At 67.4% G+C, this 19431-nt stretch carries 16 protein-coding genes; 8 read left to right on the top strand and 8 right to left on the bottom strand.

Features of this window, described 5'->3' with window-relative positions; translation table 11 throughout:
- Positions 1-10 precede the first annotated feature (10 nt).
- The 5 genes from BLQ70_RS13400 to BLQ70_RS13380 all read right to left on the bottom strand — a co-directional run bounded on the left by BLQ70_RS13400 (position 11) and on the right by BLQ70_RS13380 (position 6048).
- Positions 11-1123, bottom strand: coding sequence for an ABC transporter substrate-binding protein (locus tag BLQ70_RS13400; RefSeq protein ID WP_210184289.1), 1113 nt, complete (start codon positions 1121-1123; stop codon positions 11-13).
- Positions 1120-1959 (bottom strand): alpha/beta hydrolase, encoded by an 840-nt coding sequence (locus tag BLQ70_RS13395; RefSeq protein ID WP_091857377.1) that lies wholly within the window; start codon positions 1957-1959, stop codon positions 1120-1122. Before BLQ70_RS13395 ends, BLQ70_RS13400 begins: the two co-directional genes overlap by 4 nt.
- An 8-nt stretch (positions 1960-1967) precedes the next feature.
- Positions 1968-4163 (bottom strand): TonB-dependent siderophore receptor, encoded by a 2196-nt coding sequence (locus BLQ70_RS13390; RefSeq protein ID WP_210184288.1) that lies wholly within the window; start codon positions 4161-4163, stop codon positions 1968-1970.
- A gap of 164 nt (positions 4164-4327) precedes the next feature.
- On the bottom strand, positions 4328-5191 hold the full coding sequence (locus BLQ70_RS13385) for a helix-turn-helix transcriptional regulator (RefSeq protein ID WP_091857376.1): 864 nt from the start codon (positions 5189-5191) through the stop codon (positions 4328-4330).
- 278 nt (positions 5192-5469) lie between these two features.
- On the bottom strand, positions 5470-6048 hold the full coding sequence (locus BLQ70_RS13380) for a cupin domain-containing protein (RefSeq protein ID WP_091857375.1): 579 nt from the start codon (positions 6046-6048) through the stop codon (positions 5470-5472).
- Between the two features lie 247 nt (positions 6049-6295).
- Between BLQ70_RS13380 and BLQ70_RS13375 the strand changes: the two genes are divergently transcribed.
- The 7 genes from BLQ70_RS13375 (at position 6296) to BLQ70_RS13350 (ending at position 13952) form a co-directional block, all read left to right on the top strand.
- Positions 6296-8017, top strand: a complete 1722-nt coding sequence (locus tag BLQ70_RS13375) for an amidohydrolase (protein ID WP_244512014.1) — start codon at positions 6296-6298, stop codon at positions 8015-8017.
- 13 nt (positions 8018-8030) lie between these two features.
- A complete protein-coding gene (locus tag BLQ70_RS13370; protein WP_091857374.1) occupies positions 8031-8972 on the top strand; it encodes an ABC transporter permease in 942 nt (313 codons plus the stop codon).
- A gap of 11 nt (positions 8973-8983) precedes the next feature.
- Entirely contained in the window at positions 8984-9895 is a 912-nt protein-coding gene (locus BLQ70_RS13365) for an ABC transporter permease (RefSeq protein ID WP_091857373.1), read from the top strand.
- Positions 9896-9936: 41 nt separating this feature from the next.
- Positions 9937-11526 carry an ABC transporter substrate-binding protein gene (locus tag BLQ70_RS13360; protein ID WP_091857372.1) on the top strand — a complete coding sequence of 530 codons (1590 nt, stop codon included), beginning with the start codon at positions 9937-9939 and terminating at the stop codon, positions 11524-11526.
- A 70-nt stretch (positions 11527-11596) separates the two neighbouring features.
- Positions 11597-13030: an amidohydrolase family protein gene (locus BLQ70_RS13355; protein ID WP_061970882.1), complete on the top strand. Its 1434-nt coding sequence runs from the start codon at positions 11597-11599 to the stop codon at positions 13028-13030.
- A 117-nt stretch (positions 13031-13147) separates the two neighbouring features.
- On the top strand, positions 13148-13324 hold the full coding sequence (locus tag BLQ70_RS25650; RefSeq protein WP_156407196.1) for a hypothetical protein: 177 nt from the start codon (positions 13148-13150) through the stop codon (positions 13322-13324).
- Between the two features lie 31 nt (positions 13325-13355).
- On the top strand, positions 13356-13952 hold the full coding sequence (locus BLQ70_RS13350; protein WP_061970881.1) for an SCO family protein: 597 nt from the start codon (positions 13356-13358) through the stop codon (positions 13950-13952).
- On the opposite strand, the gene BLQ70_RS13345 is transcribed toward BLQ70_RS13350, so the two are convergent.
- From BLQ70_RS13345 to BLQ70_RS13335, 3 genes are all read right to left on the bottom strand, one after another.
- Entirely contained in the window at positions 13943-15814 is a 1872-nt protein-coding gene (locus BLQ70_RS13345; RefSeq protein WP_091857371.1) for a glycosyltransferase family 2 protein, read from the bottom strand. The two genes, BLQ70_RS13350 and BLQ70_RS13345, sit on opposite strands and share 10 nt — an antisense overlap.
- Positions 15815-15938: 124 nt before the next feature.
- Positions 15939-17156: a tryptophan synthase subunit beta gene (gene trpB / locus BLQ70_RS13340; RefSeq protein ID WP_091857370.1), complete on the bottom strand. Its 1218-nt coding sequence runs from the start codon at positions 17154-17156 to the stop codon at positions 15939-15941.
- Positions 17153-17836, bottom strand: a complete 684-nt coding sequence (locus BLQ70_RS13335) for a phosphoribosylanthranilate isomerase (protein WP_091857369.1) — start codon at positions 17834-17836, stop codon at positions 17153-17155. Before BLQ70_RS13335 ends, trpB begins: the two co-directional genes overlap by 4 nt.
- A 212-nt stretch (positions 17837-18048) precedes the next feature.
- Between BLQ70_RS13335 and BLQ70_RS13330 the strand changes: the two genes are divergently transcribed.
- The gene (locus tag BLQ70_RS13330; RefSeq protein ID WP_091857368.1) at positions 18049-19335 is read left to right on the top strand and encodes a TAXI family TRAP transporter solute-binding subunit; all 1287 of its coding nucleotides are present in this window, start codon (positions 18049-18051) and stop codon (positions 19333-19335) included.
- The last annotated feature ends 96 nt before the right edge of the window (positions 19336-19431 follow it).

Below are 19431 nucleotides of genomic sequence, written 5' to 3'. Positions count from 1 at the left end.
GTCGTCTCCGTCAGGGCTTGGGCGCCGCCGCGATCCACAGCGTCCCGTCGAGCGGGATCGCCGAGAAGCGGGCGCCCTCGGCAAGCGTCGCGGCCGGGTCGATATCGGCGAAGCGCTCCGGATGGAGCCATTTCGCGAGAACCTCGATCGCGACGACATGCAGCGGGGTGTCGTTGAACAGGTGCCAGAAGCCGAAGGCGCGGCGCTTCTCGATGGCGCTGAGCATCTTGAGCGACGGCGTGCCCAGCAGCTTGGCGAAGCTCGCGGCCGCGTCGGTCTCGCTGACGCCGAGGCCGAGCACGAGCCCGCCGAGCTTGGCCAGATGCGTGCCGCCGGTCGCGATATAGACATCCGGGTCAGCACCGATCAGCTGTTCGAGACCGATCTGCCCCGTCGCGCCCGGCAGCATCGCGGCGGCGATGTTGCGCCCGCCGGCGGCCTGGATGAATTCGTTGAACGTGCCCTGCCCGGCCGTCATGCAGCAATCGTAGCCGCCGGCATGGGCGTGGATGAAGACGGAGGGGCGCTTCGCGTCCGCGACCCGGCCCGCGATCCGCCTCATCCGCTCCTCGTAGAAGGCGATCAGCTTTTCCGCCTGCTCTTGCTGCCCGGTGAGGATGCCGAGCGCCCTGAGACTCGGCACGGTGTCGCGCAGCGGCTCCAGGAAGAAATCGACGACCGCGACGGGAATGCCGGCGGCTTCCAGCTTCTCGACGAGATCGCCGGGGCCACGGCGTGTTCCGGCGAGTGATTTGCTGACCACGACGAGATCAGGGCCGAGTGCGATTGCCTTTTCCAGCGAAAACCCGGCAGCCGTCCCGCCGTCGCCGACGAGCGAGAGCGCATTGATGGCCGGGAAGCGTGCCCGATAGCGGGCGAGCCCGTCCGGGTTCTGCCGTTCGAGATCGCTGCCCCAGCCGGCGAGGATGCTGACGGGATCGGGATGGATCAGGCCGAGCGCATTGAGCTGGCGGCCCTGCGCCAGCACGATGCGCTTCGCCGGCGCGGCGAGCTTGACGGTGCGGCCGAGGACATCGGTGGCGACGACCGGCGCGGCGGCCATGGCGGGCAGCACCGGCAGGCTCAAGCCGCCCAGGATCAGCGAGCGTCTGTCGAGCATCATGCTGCCGCCGCCTTGTCCTGGGCCGTGCCGGCGAGCGCGAAGGCCACAGCGCGCGAGAGCATCGACGGGATCACCGAGACATGGTTCTCGCCGGGGAATTCGGTGAAGCTGCAATTGACGCAGCCGGACGCGCTCAGGCGTTCCGCCATCTCGGCGGCATTGTCGCGCATCCGTGCGCGTGCGAGCCGCTCGGCCCGCTGCAGCGTGACGGCGAGGGCGGGGGCCTGCTCATGGCTGCCGACCGTGATCAGAAGCCGCCCGGCGGAAGCCGGGCCGCTACGCCGGAAGGCAACCTCGCTCGCGAGGATGGCGCGGTCCTGCCACCAGATCGAGGGACTGCCGGCGACATGGGCCTCGAACAGGCCGGGCCGGGTGAACAGCGCGTGCAGCACGAACAGCCCGCCATAGGAATGGCCGGCCAGCGCCCGCCGGGCCGGGTCGAGCGGCGCGATCCGCGCGACGGCAGGCAGGATTTCGTCGATGATCGCGTCGAGAAAGCGGTCGGCGCCGCCGGGGACGGGCAGGAGGTCGCGCTGGCGCCGCTCCGCATCGAAGGGCCGTTCATCGGGATAGCCGATGCCGATGACGACGGCGGGGCCGACGCCGGTCGCTTCCGGGCGCTGCGCCTGCAGGCGGGCGGCCGTGGCGGCCATCGGGAACAGTGCGTGGCCGTCGACCAGCACGAGGCTTGGAAAACCGCGTGCCGGTGCAGGGCCTTCCGGCACGGAGATCAGCAGCCGGTAGCGCGACCCGTCACGGGCCGCGAAGTCGCGCTGCCAGGCCTGCGGCAGCGTGACGGGAGCGAGGCCGATATCGGGAGGGCTGTCCGGCTGCATCGGCGACCTCACCAGCGGTAGGACAACGTCGCGAGGACCGTGCGGCGCAGGCCGAATGAGCACTGCGTCGTGCCGTAGCAGCCGGAGATATACTCCTTGTCGAACAGGTTCTGGGCGTTGACCTGCACCTTCCAGCCCTTGAGGGCCGGGCTGGCCGCCGCGAGATCGTAGCTGATCGCGGCATCGACCAGCGTGTAGGCCGATGTGGAGAAGGTGTTGGCGGGGTCGCCGGCGCCGCTGCCGACATACCGGACGCCCGCACCGAGACCGAGGCCCGAGAGCAGGCCCGTCCGGAAGGTGTAGTGCCCCCAGAGCGCTGCGGTATGGCGCGGCACGACGGTCGGGCGCTTGTGCAGGTCGACGCCGCTGCTCTTGGTCACCTCGGCATCGGTATAGGTATAGGCCGCGACGAGATCGAGATTGTCGAACACGGTCGCACGGGCCTCGACCTCGATGCCCCGCGCCCGGACCTCGCCGGTCTGGATCTGGAAGGTCGGATGGGCGAGGTCGGTCGTCGGGACGTTGGTCTGGGTCAATTGGTAGACCGAGGCCTGCAGGAAGGCGTTCATGCCCGGCGGCTCGTATTTGAAGCCGGCCTCGAACTGCTCGCCCTCGGTCGGCTTGAACGGCGTGCCCGCGAAGGTCGTGCCCGCCTGCGGATCGAACGAGGTCGAATAGCTGGCATAGGGCGCGAAGCCGTTGTCGAAATTGTACATCAGCGCGACGCGGCCGGTGCGCGCCGTATCGTCCTGCTTGGTCAGGACGCCGGTGCTCATCGCGCGGGTACGGGCCTCGGCCCGGTCGAAGCGACCCCCGACGACCAGCGAGAGTCGATCGAGCTTGATCTGGTCCTGCAGGTAGATGCCGTACTGGGCCGTGGTCTGCTTGGTGCCGGCCAGCGCGGGCAGGGCGAAGGGCAGGCGGCCATAGATCGGGTTGGTGTAGTCGAGCGTCTGCACGGTGCCGCCGGCGCCGGTGAAGGCGGTGCCGTCGGTCCAGTAGCCGTCGACGCCGAAGAGCACCTTGTGCGTCAGCGGTCCCGTGCGGAAATCGGCCTGGAGCTGGTTGTCGATGCCGGCGGTGCGTGCCTTCTCGTTCGACATCGTCACGCGGCGGGTCAGCGTCTTCTGGTCGGCCGCGATGCCGCCGACAGCCACCGTCCGGAAGCGCGATTCGAGGTCGGACAGCCGGACGTTCTGGCGGAAGGTGAAGATGTCGTTGAAGCGATGCTCGAAGGCCCAGCCGAGATTGGCCTGGTTGCGGCTATAGCCCTCGAAGCGCGGCTCGCCTGGGAAGAACTCGCTGCGGATGCGGCCGTTGCGGCTCGGCAGGACGGTGCCGACCGCGGGGATGAAGCCGTAGAAGCCGGTCTCGGGGTCGCGCTGGAACGACGCCATCAGCGTGAAGGTCGTCGCGCCGTTCGGCCGATAGGTGACGGAGGGCGCGATGAAGATGCGCTGGTCCTGCGTGTAGTCGACCTGGGTATCGGCCGTCCGGCCGAGGCCGACCACGCGATAGAGCCAGGTCTTCTGCGGATCGATCGGTCCGCCGACATCGAAGGCCATCTCGGCCCGCTGCCTTTCGCCGATGCGGAGCTGGATCTCGCCGTGCTTTTCGTCGCGTGGGCGCTTGCTGACCATGTTGACCAGGCCGCCGGGCTTGACCTGCCCGAACACCACCGAGGACGGGCCGCGCAGCACCTCGACCCGTTCCAGCCCCCAGGGCTCGAAGGAGGGCACGAGGAAGTTGACGCCGCGCAGGTAGCGCAGGCCGTCGAGATTGTTGACGAAGCCGGCGCCGGTTCCGGCGCCACCGAAGCCGCGGATGAAGACGCTGTCATAGCGGCCGCCCGAGGACAGGCGCGTCTCGCCGAGCACGCCGGCGCTGTAGCGCAGGGCCTGGCTGACCGTGGTCGCGCCCTGGTCGTCCATCTGGTCGCGGGTGACGACCGTGATCGATTGCGGCGTCTCCATGATCGGCGTGTCGGTCTTGGTCGCGGTGTCGCTGCGGCGGGCGACATAGCCGTTGACCGGGCCGCTGGCGCGCTCGCCCTGGACCTCGATGGTGTCGAGGCCGATCGGCGTGCCGGCCTGGGTCGCCCCGGCGCCCTGCGCCAGCGCCGTGCCCGCCCCGCCGACGAGGAGAGCGGCCAGCGCCACACCGGCCCGCCCCATCGCGCGATTGCTGCTGTTGATCCCGGTCATGCCTGTATTCCTGCCCCTGGCGCTTCTGGCGCCGCGTCTCCGGGGTTCTTTCAGGAAGGCTGCCAGGGCGGCAACGCGCTTGGCTTTCGATCGCGGCAGTATTTCTTTCGGTCGCGTTTCGAACGCGTCCAAGCAAGAACGGGACGGCGGATTCATGGCCCGGATCAGCGCAGGGCGCTGGGCGCGATGCCGAAACGCTTGCGGAACAGCCCGGAGAAATGGGCCGGGCTGTAGCCGACCTGGAAGGCGGCGACGGCGATGCTGGTCTCTCCGCTCGCGATCATCGCATAGGCCTGCTGCAGGCGCTGCTCTTGCAGGTACTCGAAGACGCTGGCGCCGAATTCCGCCCGGAAGGCCGAGGTCAACTTGGTCGGGTTGAGCCCGCTTTCGCGTGCCAGCTCCGCCAGGCCGGGCGGCTCGCGCAGGGCTTCGAGCAGGCGGTCGCGGGCGGCATGGACCTGCTCGCGCAGGCGCGGGTTGAGCCGGGCCGGGCGGGTGGGACGCTCGCCGAGCATCCGATCCAGCACGAGCGCGCCGAGCTCCAGCGCCTTGCCGGCGAGATAGAGGGGGCGCAGCGCCTCGCCGACCTGGCATTCCGCCATCTGCAGCGCCAGCGACCGGATCGGGGCATCGGCCGGACGCACCCAGAAACCCGCCCCGTCGGAGCAGGCAAGGCGCGCGGCCTTTGCGACGTCGGGGCCGAATTCACGCGCGACGAAGTCGAAGTCGAACTGTATCAGCGCGCAGCGCAGGGTGCCGTCTGCAAGGCCGGTGCGCTGCTGCATGTGCTCGCCGCCATTGGCGGCGATGAGGATGGCCGGCCCGTCGAGGACGACGGCCGGGCGATCGTCGAGTTCGAGCGCCTGACGGCCTTCGAGCATGACGGCGACCTTCAGCCCCGGCCGCATCGGGCCCACGATCCGCTCGCCCTCCTGGATCAGGAAGGTGCCGGCCGAGAGCGAGAGATTGCGCGAGAACAGCTCCAGGCTCGTGGCGGATGTCTGGACTGAGCTGGAACCGGCGTGCATCGCGACCTCTGTGAGGAGGCGATGATTATCGGATATCGGAATAAAAATCAAATAATATCAATAGTTTAAATGGATTCTAAGGTTGTGGGCGTCACGATGCGGCGAGCGCCCTTGGAGCGTGGCTATCGTCTGGAACTCCCCAGCCTCATCCTGAGGAGCCATTCCCTTGGGAATGGCGTCTCGAACGATGCTCTAGGAGGTTCCGGAGCCATCTGAAGCATCCTTCGAGACGCCGCTGACACGGCTCCTCAGGATGAGGGCTCGCATGCCGGGTCCAATCAAAGATAGGGCGGTGTGCAGGCGCTGACCACGATGCAGCGTTCCGTCCCGATATTGCGGTAGCGATGCGGAATGCGGCTGTCGAAGAGATAGGCATCGCCCGGCTTGAGCACCCTGATCTGGTCGCCGACCGTGACCTCCAGTTCGCCCGCCAGCACCACCCCCCCTTCATGGGAATCGTGCTTGAGCATGGCGATGCCGGTATCGGCGCCGGGATCGTAGGATTCGTGCAGGATCTGCAGGTTATGCGCCTGGGCATCCCCGACTTGGCGGAACGACATCTGTCCCCGGCTCTCGCCGCCATTGACCTGGTGCAGGCGCGAGGTCAGGTCAAGCAGGTCCGGCGCCTCGAAGAAGACCTTGTCGCGCGGCGCTCGCGCCTCGTCAAAAAAATTGACCATGGTCATTGGGATGCCGTCGAGGATCTTGCGCAGCGACGCGACCGACGGGCTGTTGCGATTCTGCTCGATCAGCGAGATCAGGCTATGGGTCACGCCGGAGCGCGCCGCGAGCTCGCGTTGGGAAAGTCCGGCCGCCAGCCTGATTTCCTTCAGCCTTCCGCCGACATCAAAGCTCATAGTCGCTCCGTTTCCCCATTCTGCGCGCCTTGTCTTTCCTGCGCGTCATGCAGGGCCCGCCTGTGCGCGGCCCTTGCCATGTTCAATATTCTGAGCAATGCTGCCGGAAAGCCATAAGAAAATAGTGTCATGGGGAACAGGCGGAGTGGCATAGTTTTAGCGTCAAAAGCACACCGTCCAGACTAAATCCCCCATTCGATACGATAGGGCCGCATAGGCGCGCATTGTCGCGTTCATGGCACGGGAGATGCTTGCCGAAGACTATCGCCTCGCCAATGCCTCGCGGCGAGAATTCAACAGGGAAAGCAGGGTAATCCGGGCGATGACGCAAGCCGAGACCGTTTTGTTGAATGGCCGCATCTTCTGCGGCTTGGCGGAAGGCTTCGCGGAAGCCCTGGCGATCGGCGGAGGCAAGGTGCTGGCTGCGGGTTCGGCCGCCGAGATCGCCGCACTCCAGGGACCGGATACCCAGGTCGTGGACCTTGCCGGCCGTGTCGCCATTCCCGGCCTCAACGACGCGCATATGCATCTGCTGCCGCTCGGTCTCGCCATGAGCGAGGTCAATCTGCGCCCCGAGGAAGGCGTCAACAGCATCGAAGAGGTCCTGCGTCGCATCGCTGTGGCGGTGAAGGGCAAGAAGCCCGGCGAATGGGTCACCGGTCGTGGCTACGACCATAACGAACTCACTGAGGCCCGCCACCCGACGGCCGAGGAACTCGACCGCGTTTCGCCCGACAATCCCGTCTACATCAAGCGCACCTGCGGCCATGTCGGCGTCGTCAACAGCCGCGCCATGGCGGCAGCCGGCATCGGTCACAACACGCCGAGCCCCGATGGCGGCCTGATCGAGCGTCGCGACAACAAATTGACCGGCCTGCTGGCCGAAAGCGCCATGCGCCTGATCGTCCAGGCGATGCCGCGCCCGAGCGCCGCCGAGCTCAAGGCCGCGATCGAGAAGGCCGGGCACTACATGCTCGCGCAGGGCTTCACCAGCGTGATGGATGCCGGCGTCGGCATGGGCGCTGGTATGGCCGAGATCGAGGCCTATGAGGAGGTTGCGCGCGCCGGCACGCTGCCGGTCCGCACCTGGGTCTGCATCTACGGTAATGCCGACGGCATCGGCGACGAGGCCCATGCGGCAGGCTACCGCTTCGGCCGCGAGACCGGCCTTTTGCGCTATGGCGCGATGAAGGTCTTCGGTGACGGTAGTGCCGGCGGCCTGACTGCCGCGATGAGCGAGCCCTACCTCGTCGGCGACCCCGATAATCGCGGCATCTTCATTTATTCTGACGCGGCGATGCACGGCTATCTCCGGCACTACCATGAGCTCGGCTACCAGCTCGCCATCCACGCGATCGGCGATGCCGCCATCGAGCAGGTGCTCTCCGGCATGGAGAAGGCCGACAGCCCCGAGCATCCGATCAAGGGGCGCCGCCACCGCATCGAGCATTGCGGCTTCCTCACCGACGGTCAGCTCGCCCGCATGGCCGCTGCCGGCATCGACCCGGTGCCGCAGCCGGCCTTCATCTACGAATTCGGCGATCTCTATGTGATCAATCTCGGTGAGGAACGCGCCGGCGCTTCCTATCCGATGCGCAAATGGCTCGATGGCGGCCTGCATGCGGCGGCGAGCTCGGATGCGCCGGTCTGCGCCACCGACCCGTTCAAGAACCTCTTCACCATGGTCACCCGCCAGACCAAGCGCCATACCGAGATCGGCGGTGCCGAGAGCCTGAGCATGGAGGAGGCTGTTCACGCCTATACGCTGCTCGGCGCCTATACCCAGTTCGCCGAGGACAGGGTCGGCCGGCTGGTGCCGGGCCAGCTCGCCGACATCGCCGTGCTCTCGCACGACATCTTCGCGATCCCTGTCGGTGAGGTCGAGAACGACGTGCGTTGCGACCTGACCCTGCTCGGCGGCGCGGTGGTCTTCGACCGCCACGGCCAGCTCGCAGCCGCCGCGCAATAGGGAGGCGCCCTTCATGCTGCGGCATACGCTGCAAAGGCTGCTTCTCGTCCTGCCGGTGCTGTTCGGCGTGCTGCTGATCGGCTTCCTGCTGATGCAGGTGGTACCGACCGACCCGGCCCAGGTCCGGGCCGGCCCGATGGCGACGCAGGATGTGGTCGAGGCCATTCGCCAGGAGTTGGGGCTCAACGAACCGCTCTGGAAGCAGTTCGCCATCTATATCGGGCGCCTGGCCCAGGGCGATCTCGGCGTCTCCATCATCAACAACGTCCCGGTGACGCAGGAACTCGGCAACACCATCGGCCCGACGCTCGAGCTGATGCTGGCCTCGCTGGTCTGGGCGATCCCGCTCGGCATGTTCCTCGGCACGGTCGGCGCCTATTATCGGGGCTCGCTGATCGACCGCGCGATCATGGCGGTCTCGGTCGCCGGTGTCTCGCTGCCGGTCTTCTTCCTCGGCCTCGGGCTGATCTGGCTCTTCGGCTTCTATTATCCGATCCTGCCCTTCACCGGCCGCATGGGCCCGCTCTGGACCTGGGAGGGCATCCAGGGGATCATTCTGCCGGCGATCACGCTCGGCGGCGTCTTCGTTGGCCCGGTCGCCCGCATGACCCGCACCTCGGTGCTCGACGAGCTCGGCGCCGACCACGTCCGCACCGCCCGGGCCAAGGGCCTCGGTGAGATCACGGTCGTGCTGCGCCACACCCTGCGCAATGCGCTGGTCCCGGTCGTCACGCTGATCGGCCTGCAGATCGGCTTCCTGCTCGGCGGCGCAGTCGTCACCGAAACCGTGTTCTCCTGGCCGGGCATCGGCCGGCTCGCGGTCGGCGCCATCCTGTCCAGCGACCTGCCGATGGCGCAGGGCACGATCATCATGCTCTCGCTCGGCTTCATCCTGGTCAATCTCGCGGTGGACGTCCTCTATGCCGTGCTCGACCCGCGCGTGAGGGGCACCTGATGGGCTCTCCCATGAAGCTCGAACGCGATGCGCTGCAGCCGGGCGCCAAGACGGTCGAGGCCGCCGTCAGCGTTGCCGCCGCCGCGCCCGTTCGCCGGAAGACCGTGTTCCGGATGCTCCTTTCCGATGCCGGCTCCTGCGTCGCGCTGGCGCTTGTCGTCCTCGCCGTCCTCTGTGCGGCCTTCGCGCCCTGGCTCGCGCCGACCGACCCCTTCGGCAACGACCTCGCCAACACGCTGAAGCCGCCGGGCGAGATGGGCCTGCTCGGCACCGACGGGCAGGGTCGCAACATGATCACGCGCCTGCTCTTCGGACTGCGCACGAGCCTGCTGATGGGCCTCGCCTCCGTCGTCTTCGGCTGCACGATCGGCGGCATCATCGGCTTCTCCGCCGCCTATTATCCGAAGGCATCGGGCGTGCTGATGCGGTTCATGGACATCCTCTTGTCCTTCCCCGCGATCCTGTTCGGCCTGGCCATCGCCGCGATCTTCGGGCCGGGTCTGCCGGCGGTGATCATCGCGCTCACGATCGCGACCGTGCCGCTGATGGCGCGCGTTGTCCGCGGCTCGGCGCTGGTCGTGCTGCAGCAGGGCTATATCGAGGCGGCGCGCTCGCTCGGTCTCAGCGACCTGCGCATCATCCTGCGCTATGTCCTGCCGAACTGCCTCTCGGCGATGTTCGTCTTCATCACCCTGCGCTTCGGCCAGGTCATTCTGCTCGGTGCAGCGCTGTCCTTCCTGGGCCTGGGCGCCCAGCCGCCGACGGCCGAGCTTGGAGCCATGGCGGCGGACGGGCGCAACTTCCTGTTCTTCGCGCCGCATGTCTCGGTTCTGCCGAGCCTGGTGATCTTCGCGGTGGTGCTCGCCTTCAACGTGCTCGGCGATTCCCTGCGCGACGCCCTCGATCCGAAGCTGCGCAAATAGCAGCGGATATCAACCAAGAAGCGAAAAAGGGGATTTGCTCGATGCTGAAACTGTCAACTCTGCTTCTCGCGGGCGCGGCCGCCGCGACCTTTGCCACGGCGCCCGCGGTGGCCCAGCAGAAGGCGCCGCTCACGATCCTGCGCATCATCGATGCCGATAATTACGACCCGATCCGCTCGACCGCGACGGCGGCGGCCGAGGTCATGTACATGCTCGCCGACACGCTGGTGACGGTCGATTTCGACATGAAGACGATCAAGCCCGGCCTCGCCGAGAGCTGGACGATCTCGCCTGACGGCAAGACCTACACCTTCAAGCTGCGCAAGGACGTGAAATTCTGCGACGGCCGGCCGATGACGGTCGACGACGTCGTCTATTCGCTGAAGCGCTGGATCGATCCGGCCAGCAAGTCGCCGGTCTCCTTCCGCGCCGGCCCGGTCAAGGACATCCGAGCCGATGGCGATTCCACGCTGATCTACGAGCTGAAGGAGCCCTATAGCGACCTGATGTTCCAGCTCGCGCTCTCCTTCGCCTCGGTGGTCGACAAGGCGACCGTCGAGAAGCTCGGTGCGAATTTCGGCGTGCAGGGCTTCAACGGCACCGGCCCCTATTGCTGGTCGAAATGGACCCCGCGCCAGGAGCTCGTGCTCAAGAAGAACCCGCACTACTCCTGGGGCCCGCCGATCTACAAAGACCCGAAGCCGCAGATCGACGAGATCGTCTGGAAGGTCATCCCCGAGTCGAACACGCTGATGGCCGCGATCCAGGCCAAGCAGGCCGACGTGACCTATTACATGCCGTATATCGCGCTCGACACGATGCAGCGCATCCCCGGCATGACGGTGCAGCGGCAGGACAACTACATCTACGACGTCTTCATGGGCTTCAAGGTCGACAAGCCCGTGGCGAAGGACAAGGCCATCCGCGAGGCCGCCAACATGGCGACCAACAAGGAGGCGATCGCCAAGGCGATCTTCTTCGGCAAGGGACAGACCCTGCCTTCGCTGCTGAACCCGGCCGTGCTCGATTACGACAAGTCCTCGGCCGACAAGATGCCGAAATATGACCCGGCCGGCGCCGCCAAGCTGCTCGACGCGGCCGGCTGGAAGCCGGGCGCCGACGGCATCCGCGAGAAGGACGGCCAGAAGGCGACCTTCACCGTCTACGGCATCCGCAACGATTCCAACCCGCGCATCTCCGAGGCTATGCAGGCGGATCTGCGCAAGGTCGGCATCGACATGAAGATCCAGCTCTGGGACGCGACCGTCGCCTGGGGCAAGCTGGCGACGCAGGAATTCGACGCGTTCCTGATGTCCTACCCCTATGTGACGGCGACGGAGGCGATGAGCCTCTATTTCCGCAGCCAGCAGGTTCCGACGCCGAACCGGATGAACTGGAAGGACCCCAAGACGGACGAGCTGCTCAAGTCTGCGGCGACGGCAACCGACGCCGACAAGCGCAAGCAGGCCCTGGCCGAGGTCCAGACCCAGCTCACCGAGGCGAATGTCTGGGTGCCGCTGGTTTCGCAACCGCTTTGGGTCGTCGCGACCGACCGGGTCGAGGGCGTGCGTGCCCACGGCCTGTATGGAGCCGGCCTCTACAAGGGGCTCGATCTCAAGCTGAAGCGCTGAGTTTCTTGGGCGCCGCGCGGTGTGAGCCGCGCGGCGCTTTTTCTATGCCTGTGGGAGGAAGGGAAACATCATGACGATCACGGTCATCAAGAATGCCGACATCGTTGTCGCTTGGGATGCCGAGGCCGGCCAGCACGTCTATCTGCACGGCGCCGATGTCGCCTTCGAGGACGGCACGCTGCGCTTCGTCGGACCCCGCTACGAGGGGCAAGCGGACGAGACCGTCGACGGCAGCGGGCGCATGGTCATGCCCGGCCTCGTCAATATCCATTCTCACCCCTCGAGCGAGGCGCTGAACAAGGGCTTCCTCGACGAGCTCGGCTCCCCCGCGCTCTATAACTCCTCGCTCTACGAATTCATGCCGATCCTGCGGCCCGATGCCGAGGCGGTGCCGGACTGCGTGCAGGTCGCCTATTCGGAACTGCTGCTCTCCGGCGTGACCACGCTCGCCGATCTCTCGGTCGCCCATCCCGGCTGGCTCGATCTCGCCGCCAATAGCGGCCTGCGCGTCTGCGTCTCGCCGATGTTCCGCTCGGCCCGCTGGTACACGAAGAACGGCCATGTCGTCGAATACGAGTGGGACGAGAAGGCTGGCGCCGCGGCCATGGCGACCGCCTTCGACGTCATCGAGCAGGCGCAGAAGCATCCGTCAGGCCGTCTCTTCGGCATGGTCTGCCCCGCGCAGATCGACACCTGCAGCGAAGGCCTCATCAAGGACAGCTTTGCCGAAGCCAAGCGCCGTGGCCTGCCCTGGCAGATCCATGCGGCCCAGTCGACGGTCGAGTTCCACGAGATCACCCGCCGTCATGGCGTGACGCCGATCCAGTGGCTGGAGAAGCTCGGCGTGCTCGGCGCGACCAGCATCGTCGGTCACGGCATCTTCCTCGACGATTACCCGCGCGTCGCCTGGCACAGCCGCCGCGATCTCGCGCTGCTGGCCGAGACCGACACGATCGTCGCCCATTGTCCGACGGTCTTCATGCGCCGGGGCATCGCGCTCGACGATTTCGGGCGCTATCGCCGCGCCGGCGTCCGGATCGGCATGGGCACCGACACCTATCCGCACAACATGCTCGAGGAGATGCGCCATGTCGGCTACGTCGCCCGGATGATGGCGGAGAACCCGCGCACGCTCACCACCACCGACATCTTCGAGGCCGCGACCACGGCCGGCGCCGCGGCGCTCGGCCGCGACGATATCGGGCGGCTGGAAGCGGGCTGCAAGGCCGACCTCGTCATGGTCGACCTCAAGCACCCGATGATGCAGCCGCGCCGCGACCCGGTCCGCAGCATGGTCTATGCCGCCGCCGAACGGGCCGTCGACCGCGTCTATGTCGACGGCAGGCTCGTGGTCCGTGACGGCACCGTCCTGACCATGGACTATCCGGCGGCCGCTCTGCGCCTCCACGAAGGCCAGAAGCGGACGGAAGCCGCAGCGCCTGGCAATGACTGGATCAAGCGCCCGGTTACGGATTATTCGCCGCTGACCTTCCCGGTGAAGTGAGCCTGGGGCACCGGCCAATTCCGTGATGTGCCCAACCCGGGGCGCATCGCTGCATCGTGAGACCCTGCGTCACGGCGCCCGCTTCCGGGCGGCGTGATCTGGCGATAGGTTGGCCTCATGTCGCAGGCAGACGAGACAACGCAGAAGGAGGCCGGCTCTTCGAGCCGTCTCGGCCTCATGCTGATCGGCGGAGGCTTCTTCGCCCTGTTCCTCACCGGCCTGCTGCTCTGGTGGCGCGAGGGAGACCGGCTCTTCACCGACGGTCTGATCGCCGCCATCGTCGCTTGCTTCTAGCGGCTGCGGCCGCCTGCCCGGGAAGTCTTTCGTGAACCGCCGACTCGTTCTCCCCCTCGTCGTCTTCCTCGTCGGCGCGCTCGCGCTGGCTGCGGCCGCGATCCTGACCTTCTCGCCTGGCCGCCAGGGCGGTGGCAGCGGCACGGCCAGCGTCGGCGGCCCGTTCACGCTGACGACGCAGGAGGGCAAGCCGCTCTCCGACACCGACCTGAAGGGCTCGCCCTTCCTGGTCTTCTTCGGTTTCACCCATTGCCCGGACATCTGCCCGACCAAGCTCTTCGAGATATCGGAAGCACTGCGCGCGGCCGGTGACGGCGCCAAGGCGAAGGGGCTCAAGGCCCTGTTCATCACGGTCGATCCGGAGCGCGACACGCCGGACGCGATGAAGAGCTATCTCGGCTCCTTCGATCCCCGCATCGTCGGCCTGAGCGGCGATCGTCCCGCCATCGATGCCGTGATCAAGGCCTATCGCGCCTATGCCAAGAAGGTGCCGCTCAAGGATGGCGACTACACGATGGACCATACCGCCCTGGTCTATCTGATGGGCAAGGACGGCAGTTTCGTCGGTGCCTTCAATATCGAGCAGCCTCCGGCGCAGGCGGCGGCGGAATGGCTGCGTCACTCCTGATTGGCTTCGATGGGCGCCGGTCGGTGCGCCAGCCCGTGCTCCGTCTTGTTCCAGGCGAAACGTTGGTTGAAATACTCGTAGAGCGCCATCCAGGCCGCCGCCGAGACCAGCGCGTAATAGAGCGGCAGCAGCGGCACGAGCAGCAATAGGCCCGGAGCGCCCCGGCGCAGGGCGCCGACGATCGGCGGCATGAACAGCGCGACGCTGCCCAGAATCCAGATGCCGAGCGCGATGGTCGAGGTCAGGGTGGCGACGGTGCCCACCGGCTCGAACAGGGAGCCGTCCCAATAGGCGATCAGCGCGGCGACGGCGAAGGCGGGATAGCCGAGCGCCGTGGCGACGGTGCCGAAGACCAGCGACAGGAAGGCGAAGGTCGCAGCCATCCCGGCTTCGCGCATCAGGCGCAAAGGGGCGCGGGAATGCGTCACCAGCGTCTGGATATAGCCCTTGATCCAGCGCGAGCGCTGCTTGAGCCAGGCCGGGATGGTGATGGGCGCCTCCTCGCGGGTGTTCGAGGGCAGGTCGCCGATGCGATAGCCGGCGCGCACCAGCCTGAAGCCGAGATCGGCATCCTCCGTCACGTTCCAGGCATCCCAGCCGCCGACCGCGCGCAGCGCCTCGGTGCGGAAATGGTTCGAGGTCCCGCCCAGCATGATCGGCAACCGGAATTGCAGCAGGCCGGGATTGAGCACATCGAACAACCCCGCATATTCCAGCGCGAACAGGGCGGGAAGCACGCCTTCCTCGGCATGGTCGATCACGAGTCTGGCCTGCAGGCAGCCGAGCTCCTGCGGGCCACCGAGAAAGCGCGCCGCCGCCATGCGCAGTTGCTGCGGATCGGGAATGTCCTCGGCGTCGAAGATCGTGAAGAACGTGCCGCGTGCCTCGAGCAGCGCCAGGTTGAGCGCACGCGGTTTGGTGCGCGGAAAGCCCGGCGGAACGACCGTCACGGAAAAATGCGGCGGCAGCGCCATCCGCGCCAGCGTGCTGCGCATCCCGATATCGTCGGCTTCGATCAGCAGGCGGATATCGAGCTTGGCCGGGGGATAGTCGAGGGCGCCGAGCGCATCCGTCAATTGCCGGAGCACAGGGAGCTCGCGGTAGAGCGGCACCGCGACGGTGTAGGCGGGCAGGCGGGATTCGTCGATCCGCCAGCGATGGCTGCGCCAGAGATCGGGCGCCGAGCGTTCGATCGCCGCCGCAAGACGCAGCAGGATGAGGCCGAGGAAGAACGGGCCGAGCAGGAGCGCAAGCGCGAAGAAGGTTTGGAGCGGGGCGAAGACGCCGCCGAGTGCGGCAGCGGCGACACCGCCGCCGGCTGCGATCACCTGGCCGCGGCTGGCGCCGGTGCGGGCGCTCTCGCGCGCGAGACCGGCAGGGTCGAGCCCGGCCGTATGCTCCGCCAGGGTCTCGGCATTGCTGTGGCGCAGGGCCCCGGCGAAGCGGCGCGGTGTCGTCACCGCGATATCGCCGCGATGGCGCGGCCCGGCTTCGAGCATCCGCCGCAGCGCCGGGCCCTCGGGCGCGAGGATGAAGCGAAAGCGCCTGTCGTCGACGGTCGGCGCGATGCCTTGCCGCAGGATCGCATCATGCCCGCCGCCGGGTCGCAGGGGCGGCGGCTGCGGCAGGAAGGCGAGACCCAGCTCGGCCGCGAGCGCGCGATAAAGCTCGGCTTCGCTGATCAGGCCGAGCGCGATCGCTTCGCGGGCGGGCTCGCTGCGGTTGCGGCGGGATGTTTCGGCTGCACGCGCGAGAAGCGAGGGCGCCAGGCCATGCCGCGTCAGGAAGGCGAGTTCGATCGGCAGGCCGGCTGAGGCAGGCCCGCGCCCGATCGGACGGTCGTCGTTACCGCTGCCCCCCATTGGCCCCGGTCCCGCTCCACGCGACGATGCCCGGCGCGGACGCGCCGGAAGCAACCCATGGTTGCTGCTATGGAGCAGAGAGTCGAGAGCCGCGTGCCTGGAACTTTAGGTGTCCATGCGAGCGTCAGCGCGCCGCCAGGATCTCCGCGACCTGCGGGATGTCCTTGTCGCCGCGGCCGGAGAGATTGACCACCATCAGATGGTCCTTCGGCTTCTGCGGGGCGAGTTCGGCGACGCGGGCGAGCGCATGCGCGCTTTCCAGCGCCGGGATAATGCCTTCCAACTTTGAGATGAGCTGGAACGCCTCCAGCGCCTCCTCGTCGGTGGCGGAGAGATAGGTCGCCCGGCCGATATCGTGCAGCCAGGAATGCTCCGGGCCGATGCCGGGATAGTCGAGCCCGGCCGAGATCGAATGGGCGTCCTTGATCTGCCCGTCATCGTCCATCAGCAGGAAGGTGCGGTTGCCGTGCAGCACGCCGGGGCGCCCGCCGGTCAGCGAGGCCGCATGCTGGCCGCTCGGGATGCCGTGGCCGGCCGCCTCCACGCCGTAGATCTCGACGGATGCGTCGTCGAGGAAGGGATGGAACAGCCCCATCGCGTTCGAGCCGCCGCCGATGCAGGCGACCAGCGAATCGGGAAGGCGGCCTTCGGCCTCCTGCATCTGCTCGCGGGTTTCCTTGCCGATGATCGACTGGAAGTCGCGCACCATCGCCGGATAGGGATGCGGGCCTGCGACCGTGCCGATGCAGTAGAAGGTCGTCGCGACATTGGTCACCCAGTCGCGCAGGGCCTCGTTCATCGCGTCCTTCAGCGTCTTGGTGCCGGATTCGACCGGGACGACGGTGGCGCCCAGCATCTGCATGCGGAAGACGTTGGGCGCCTGCCGGGCGACGTCGACCGCGCCCATATAGACGATGCATTCCAGGCCGTAGCGGGCGCAGAGCGTCGCGGTCGCGACGCCGTGCTGGCCGGCGCCGGTCTCGGCGATGATGCGCTTCTTGCCCATACGCCGTGCCAGCAGGATCTGGCCGAGCACGTTGTTCACCTTGTGGGAGCCGGTATGGTTCAGCTCCTCCCGCTTCAGGTAGACCTTGGCGCCGCCGAAATGGTCCGTCAGCCGCTCGGCGAGATAGAGCGGCGAGGGCCGGCCGACATAATGCTTCAGCCCGCTGGTCATCTCGGCATGATAGGCCGGGTCGGCCTTGGCGGCGTTATAGGCCGCTTCTAGCTCCAGGATCAGCGGCATCAGCGTTTCCGCGACGAAGCGGCCGCCGAACAGGCCGAAGCGGCCGTTCTCGTCCGGGCCGTTGCGATAGCTGTTCGGGGTCGAGGGGGCGTTCATGCCGTCAAACCTTCTTGCAGTGCCGCGGCGGCCTTGCGGGCCGATGCGATGAATTCCGCGATCCGGGCGGGGTCCTTGACCCCCGGCGCGCTTTCGACGCCCGAGGAGACATCGACGCCCGCCGGCCGGGTTATGCCGATCGCATGAGCGACATTGGCCGGATCGAGCCCGCCCGATAGCATGAAGCGCTGGGAAGGGTCGAGGCCGGCGAGCAGCGCCCAGTCGAAGGGCTTGCCATGCCCGCCGGGGAAGGCCGCATCCTTCGGCGGCTTGGCGTCGAGCAGGATGAGATCGGCGGCTTCGCGATAGGCGGCGACGGCCTTCAGGTCTTCCGCCGTGGCAATGCCGAGCGCCTTCATCACCGGTCGGCCGACGGCGCGGCGCAGGGCTGCGGTCTGCTCGGGTGTCTCGCGACCGTGGAACTGGAACCAGTCGGGCTTGAGAGCTGCTGCGAGCTCGGCCGCCTGCGGCTCGCTCCAGTCGACGACGAGCGCTACGATTTCCGTCTTGCCGCGCGCGATCGCCGCGAGTTCCCTGGCGCGCTCCAGCGTGACGTAGCGCGGACTTCTCGGATGGAAATTGAGTCCGATCATGTCGGCGCCGGCCGCGAGCGCAGCCTCCAGCGTCTCGGGCGTCGAGAGACCGCAGATCTTGGTCAGGAAGGGCGAACCATTGGACATGGCCCGGCGTTTACAACATCGGCCCGAAAAGTGGAATGCGGTTTTCGGGAAAGCCGATGGAAAATCAAAGCGCTACAGCATCGGGCCGGATGCTGTCCGGTCCGATGCTGTAGCGATCCGTTCGCCGGTGCATGCCGTACTTGCGACATGATGGCGAAGGAAGCCATGCTGGCATGGGCGAACAAGGGGGCTGTTGATTGATCCGGCTTGGCATGGGCAGGCGCGGGCTGGCGATGGTGGCGGGGCTGCTCGCCGTCTCCGGCCTCGTCGCGGCGGCGTTCTATTATGTCGGCCAGCCGCGGACCTTGCGCCTCGCCGTCGGGCCGCTCGGCTCCGAGGATGCGCGCATGGCCGCGGCCTTCGTGCAGGGCCTGAACCGCGACAAGGCCTCCGTGCGCCTGCGGCTCGTCCTGACCGAAGGTTCCGAGGACAGCGCCAAGCGGATCGATGCCGGGCAGGCCGATCTCGCCATGCTGCGGGCTGACATCGCCATGCCCTCGACCGCCGATACGGTGCTGATCACCCGCCGGACCTATCCCTTCTTCATCACCAGGGCCGAGACCGCGATCACCCGTATCGCTGATCTGCGCGGCCGCAGGGTCGGCGTCGCCCGCAATCCTGCCGGCAACGTCGCGCTGCTGAAACGGGTGCTGGCGCAATACGAGGTCCGGCCAGACGAGGTCGAGATTCTCGGCCTGACCCAGGAGGAGATCGTGCCGGTGGCGAGGGAGAAGCGCATCGACGTCTTCTTCTCGATCAGCGCCGTCGGCTCCCATACCAATAATGGCGGCCTGCGCCGTTTGCGCGAAGCCTGGGGCAACGATCCCGTCCTGATCCCGGTTCGCGAGGCCGATGCGCTCGCCTTGCATTACCGTGCGATCGAATCCGGCGAGATCGTGCGTGGCGCGCTCGGCGGCGACCCGCCGCGCCCGGCCGAGAGCCTGCCGACCATCGCGATCACCTCGCGCCTCGTCGCAGCGCAGAGCCTCGACGACAATCTCGTCGGTGAGCTGACCAAGGACATCCTCGGCCTGCGCCTGACGCTGGCGGCGGAACTGCCCGCCGTGCAGGCGCTGGAGACGCCTTCGACCGACAAGGACGCGCCGCTGCCGGTCCATTCGGGGGCCGCCGCCTATATCGATGGCGAACAGGAGACCTTCTTCGATCGCTATGGCGACTGGTTCTATATCGGGGCCATGGCGCTCTCGGCGGTGGGCACGGGCGGCGCCGCGCTGCTCGGGCGCGAGAGCGCCAACCGGCGCCGGCGCGCCATGTCGGGCCTCGACGAATTGCTGGAGCTTCTGGCCGTGATCCGCGCCTGCGAGGACGAGGCCGAACTGACCCGGCTCGGCCGCGAGGCCGACCAGATCCTGACGCGCGTATTGGCCGACTATGCCAAGGGTGACCTCGATACGGCGGCGCTCGCAGCCTATCGCCTCGTCATCGATCAGGTCGGCCGGGCTGTCGCCGAACGGCAGCGGGCGCTGGCGGAAGCTTGAAGGCATTTACTTTTCGGCAGCGTCTGCGGTTGCCGAAAAGCCCGCCAGCGTTTATGTGCAGCGCAACGAATTCCAGATTCACGTGAAACAGGCTGC

Source organism: Allobosea robiniae (genome assembly GCF_900102525.1).
In the GTDB taxonomy this organism is placed as follows: domain Bacteria; phylum Pseudomonadota; class Alphaproteobacteria; order Rhizobiales; family Beijerinckiaceae; genus Allobosea; species Allobosea robiniae.
This window is presented reverse-complemented; position numbering and strand designations above follow the sequence as displayed.

Coding starts and splice junctions, on each gene's coding strand:
- BLQ70_RS13400 (WP_210184289.1), bottom strand. CDS start 1,123: ATGATGCTCGACAGACGCTCGCTGATCCTGGGCGGCTTGAGCCTGCCG.
- BLQ70_RS13395 (WP_091857377.1), bottom strand. CDS start 1,959: ATGCAGCCGGACAGCCCTCCCGATATCGGCCTCGCTCCCGTCACGCTG.
- BLQ70_RS13390 (WP_210184288.1), bottom strand. CDS start 4,163: ATGACCGGGATCAACAGCAGCAATCGCGCGATGGGGCGGGCCGGTGTG.
- BLQ70_RS13385 (WP_091857376.1), bottom strand. CDS start 5,191: ATGCACGCCGGTTCCAGCTCAGTCCAGACATCCGCCACGAGCCTGGAG.
- BLQ70_RS13380 (WP_091857375.1), bottom strand. CDS start 6,048: ATGAGCTTTGATGTCGGCGGAAGGCTGAAGGAAATCAGGCTGGCGGCC.
- BLQ70_RS13375 (WP_244512014.1), top strand. CDS start 6,296: ATGCTTGCCGAAGACTATCGCCTCGCCAATGCCTCGCGGCGAGAATTC.
- BLQ70_RS13370 (WP_091857374.1), top strand. CDS start 8,031: ATGCTGCGGCATACGCTGCAAAGGCTGCTTCTCGTCCTGCCGGTGCTG.
- BLQ70_RS13365 (WP_091857373.1), top strand. CDS start 8,984: ATGAAGCTCGAACGCGATGCGCTGCAGCCGGGCGCCAAGACGGTCGAG.
- BLQ70_RS13360 (WP_091857372.1), top strand. CDS start 9,937: ATGCTGAAACTGTCAACTCTGCTTCTCGCGGGCGCGGCCGCCGCGACC.
- BLQ70_RS13355 (WP_061970882.1), top strand. CDS start 11,597: ATGACGATCACGGTCATCAAGAATGCCGACATCGTTGTCGCTTGGGAT.
- BLQ70_RS25650 (WP_156407196.1), top strand. CDS start 13,148: ATGTCGCAGGCAGACGAGACAACGCAGAAGGAGGCCGGCTCTTCGAGC.
- BLQ70_RS13345 (WP_091857371.1), bottom strand. CDS start 15,814: ATGGGGGGCAGCGGTAACGACGACCGTCCGATCGGGCGCGGGCCTGCC.
- trpB (WP_091857370.1), bottom strand. CDS start 17,156: ATGAACGCCCCCTCGACCCCGAACAGCTATCGCAACGGCCCGGACGAG.
- BLQ70_RS13335 (WP_091857369.1), bottom strand. CDS start 17,836: ATGTCCAATGGTTCGCCCTTCCTGACCAAGATCTGCGGTCTCTCGACG.
- BLQ70_RS13330 (WP_091857368.1), top strand. CDS start 18,049: ATGGGCAGGCGCGGGCTGGCGATGGTGGCGGGGCTGCTCGCCGTCTCC.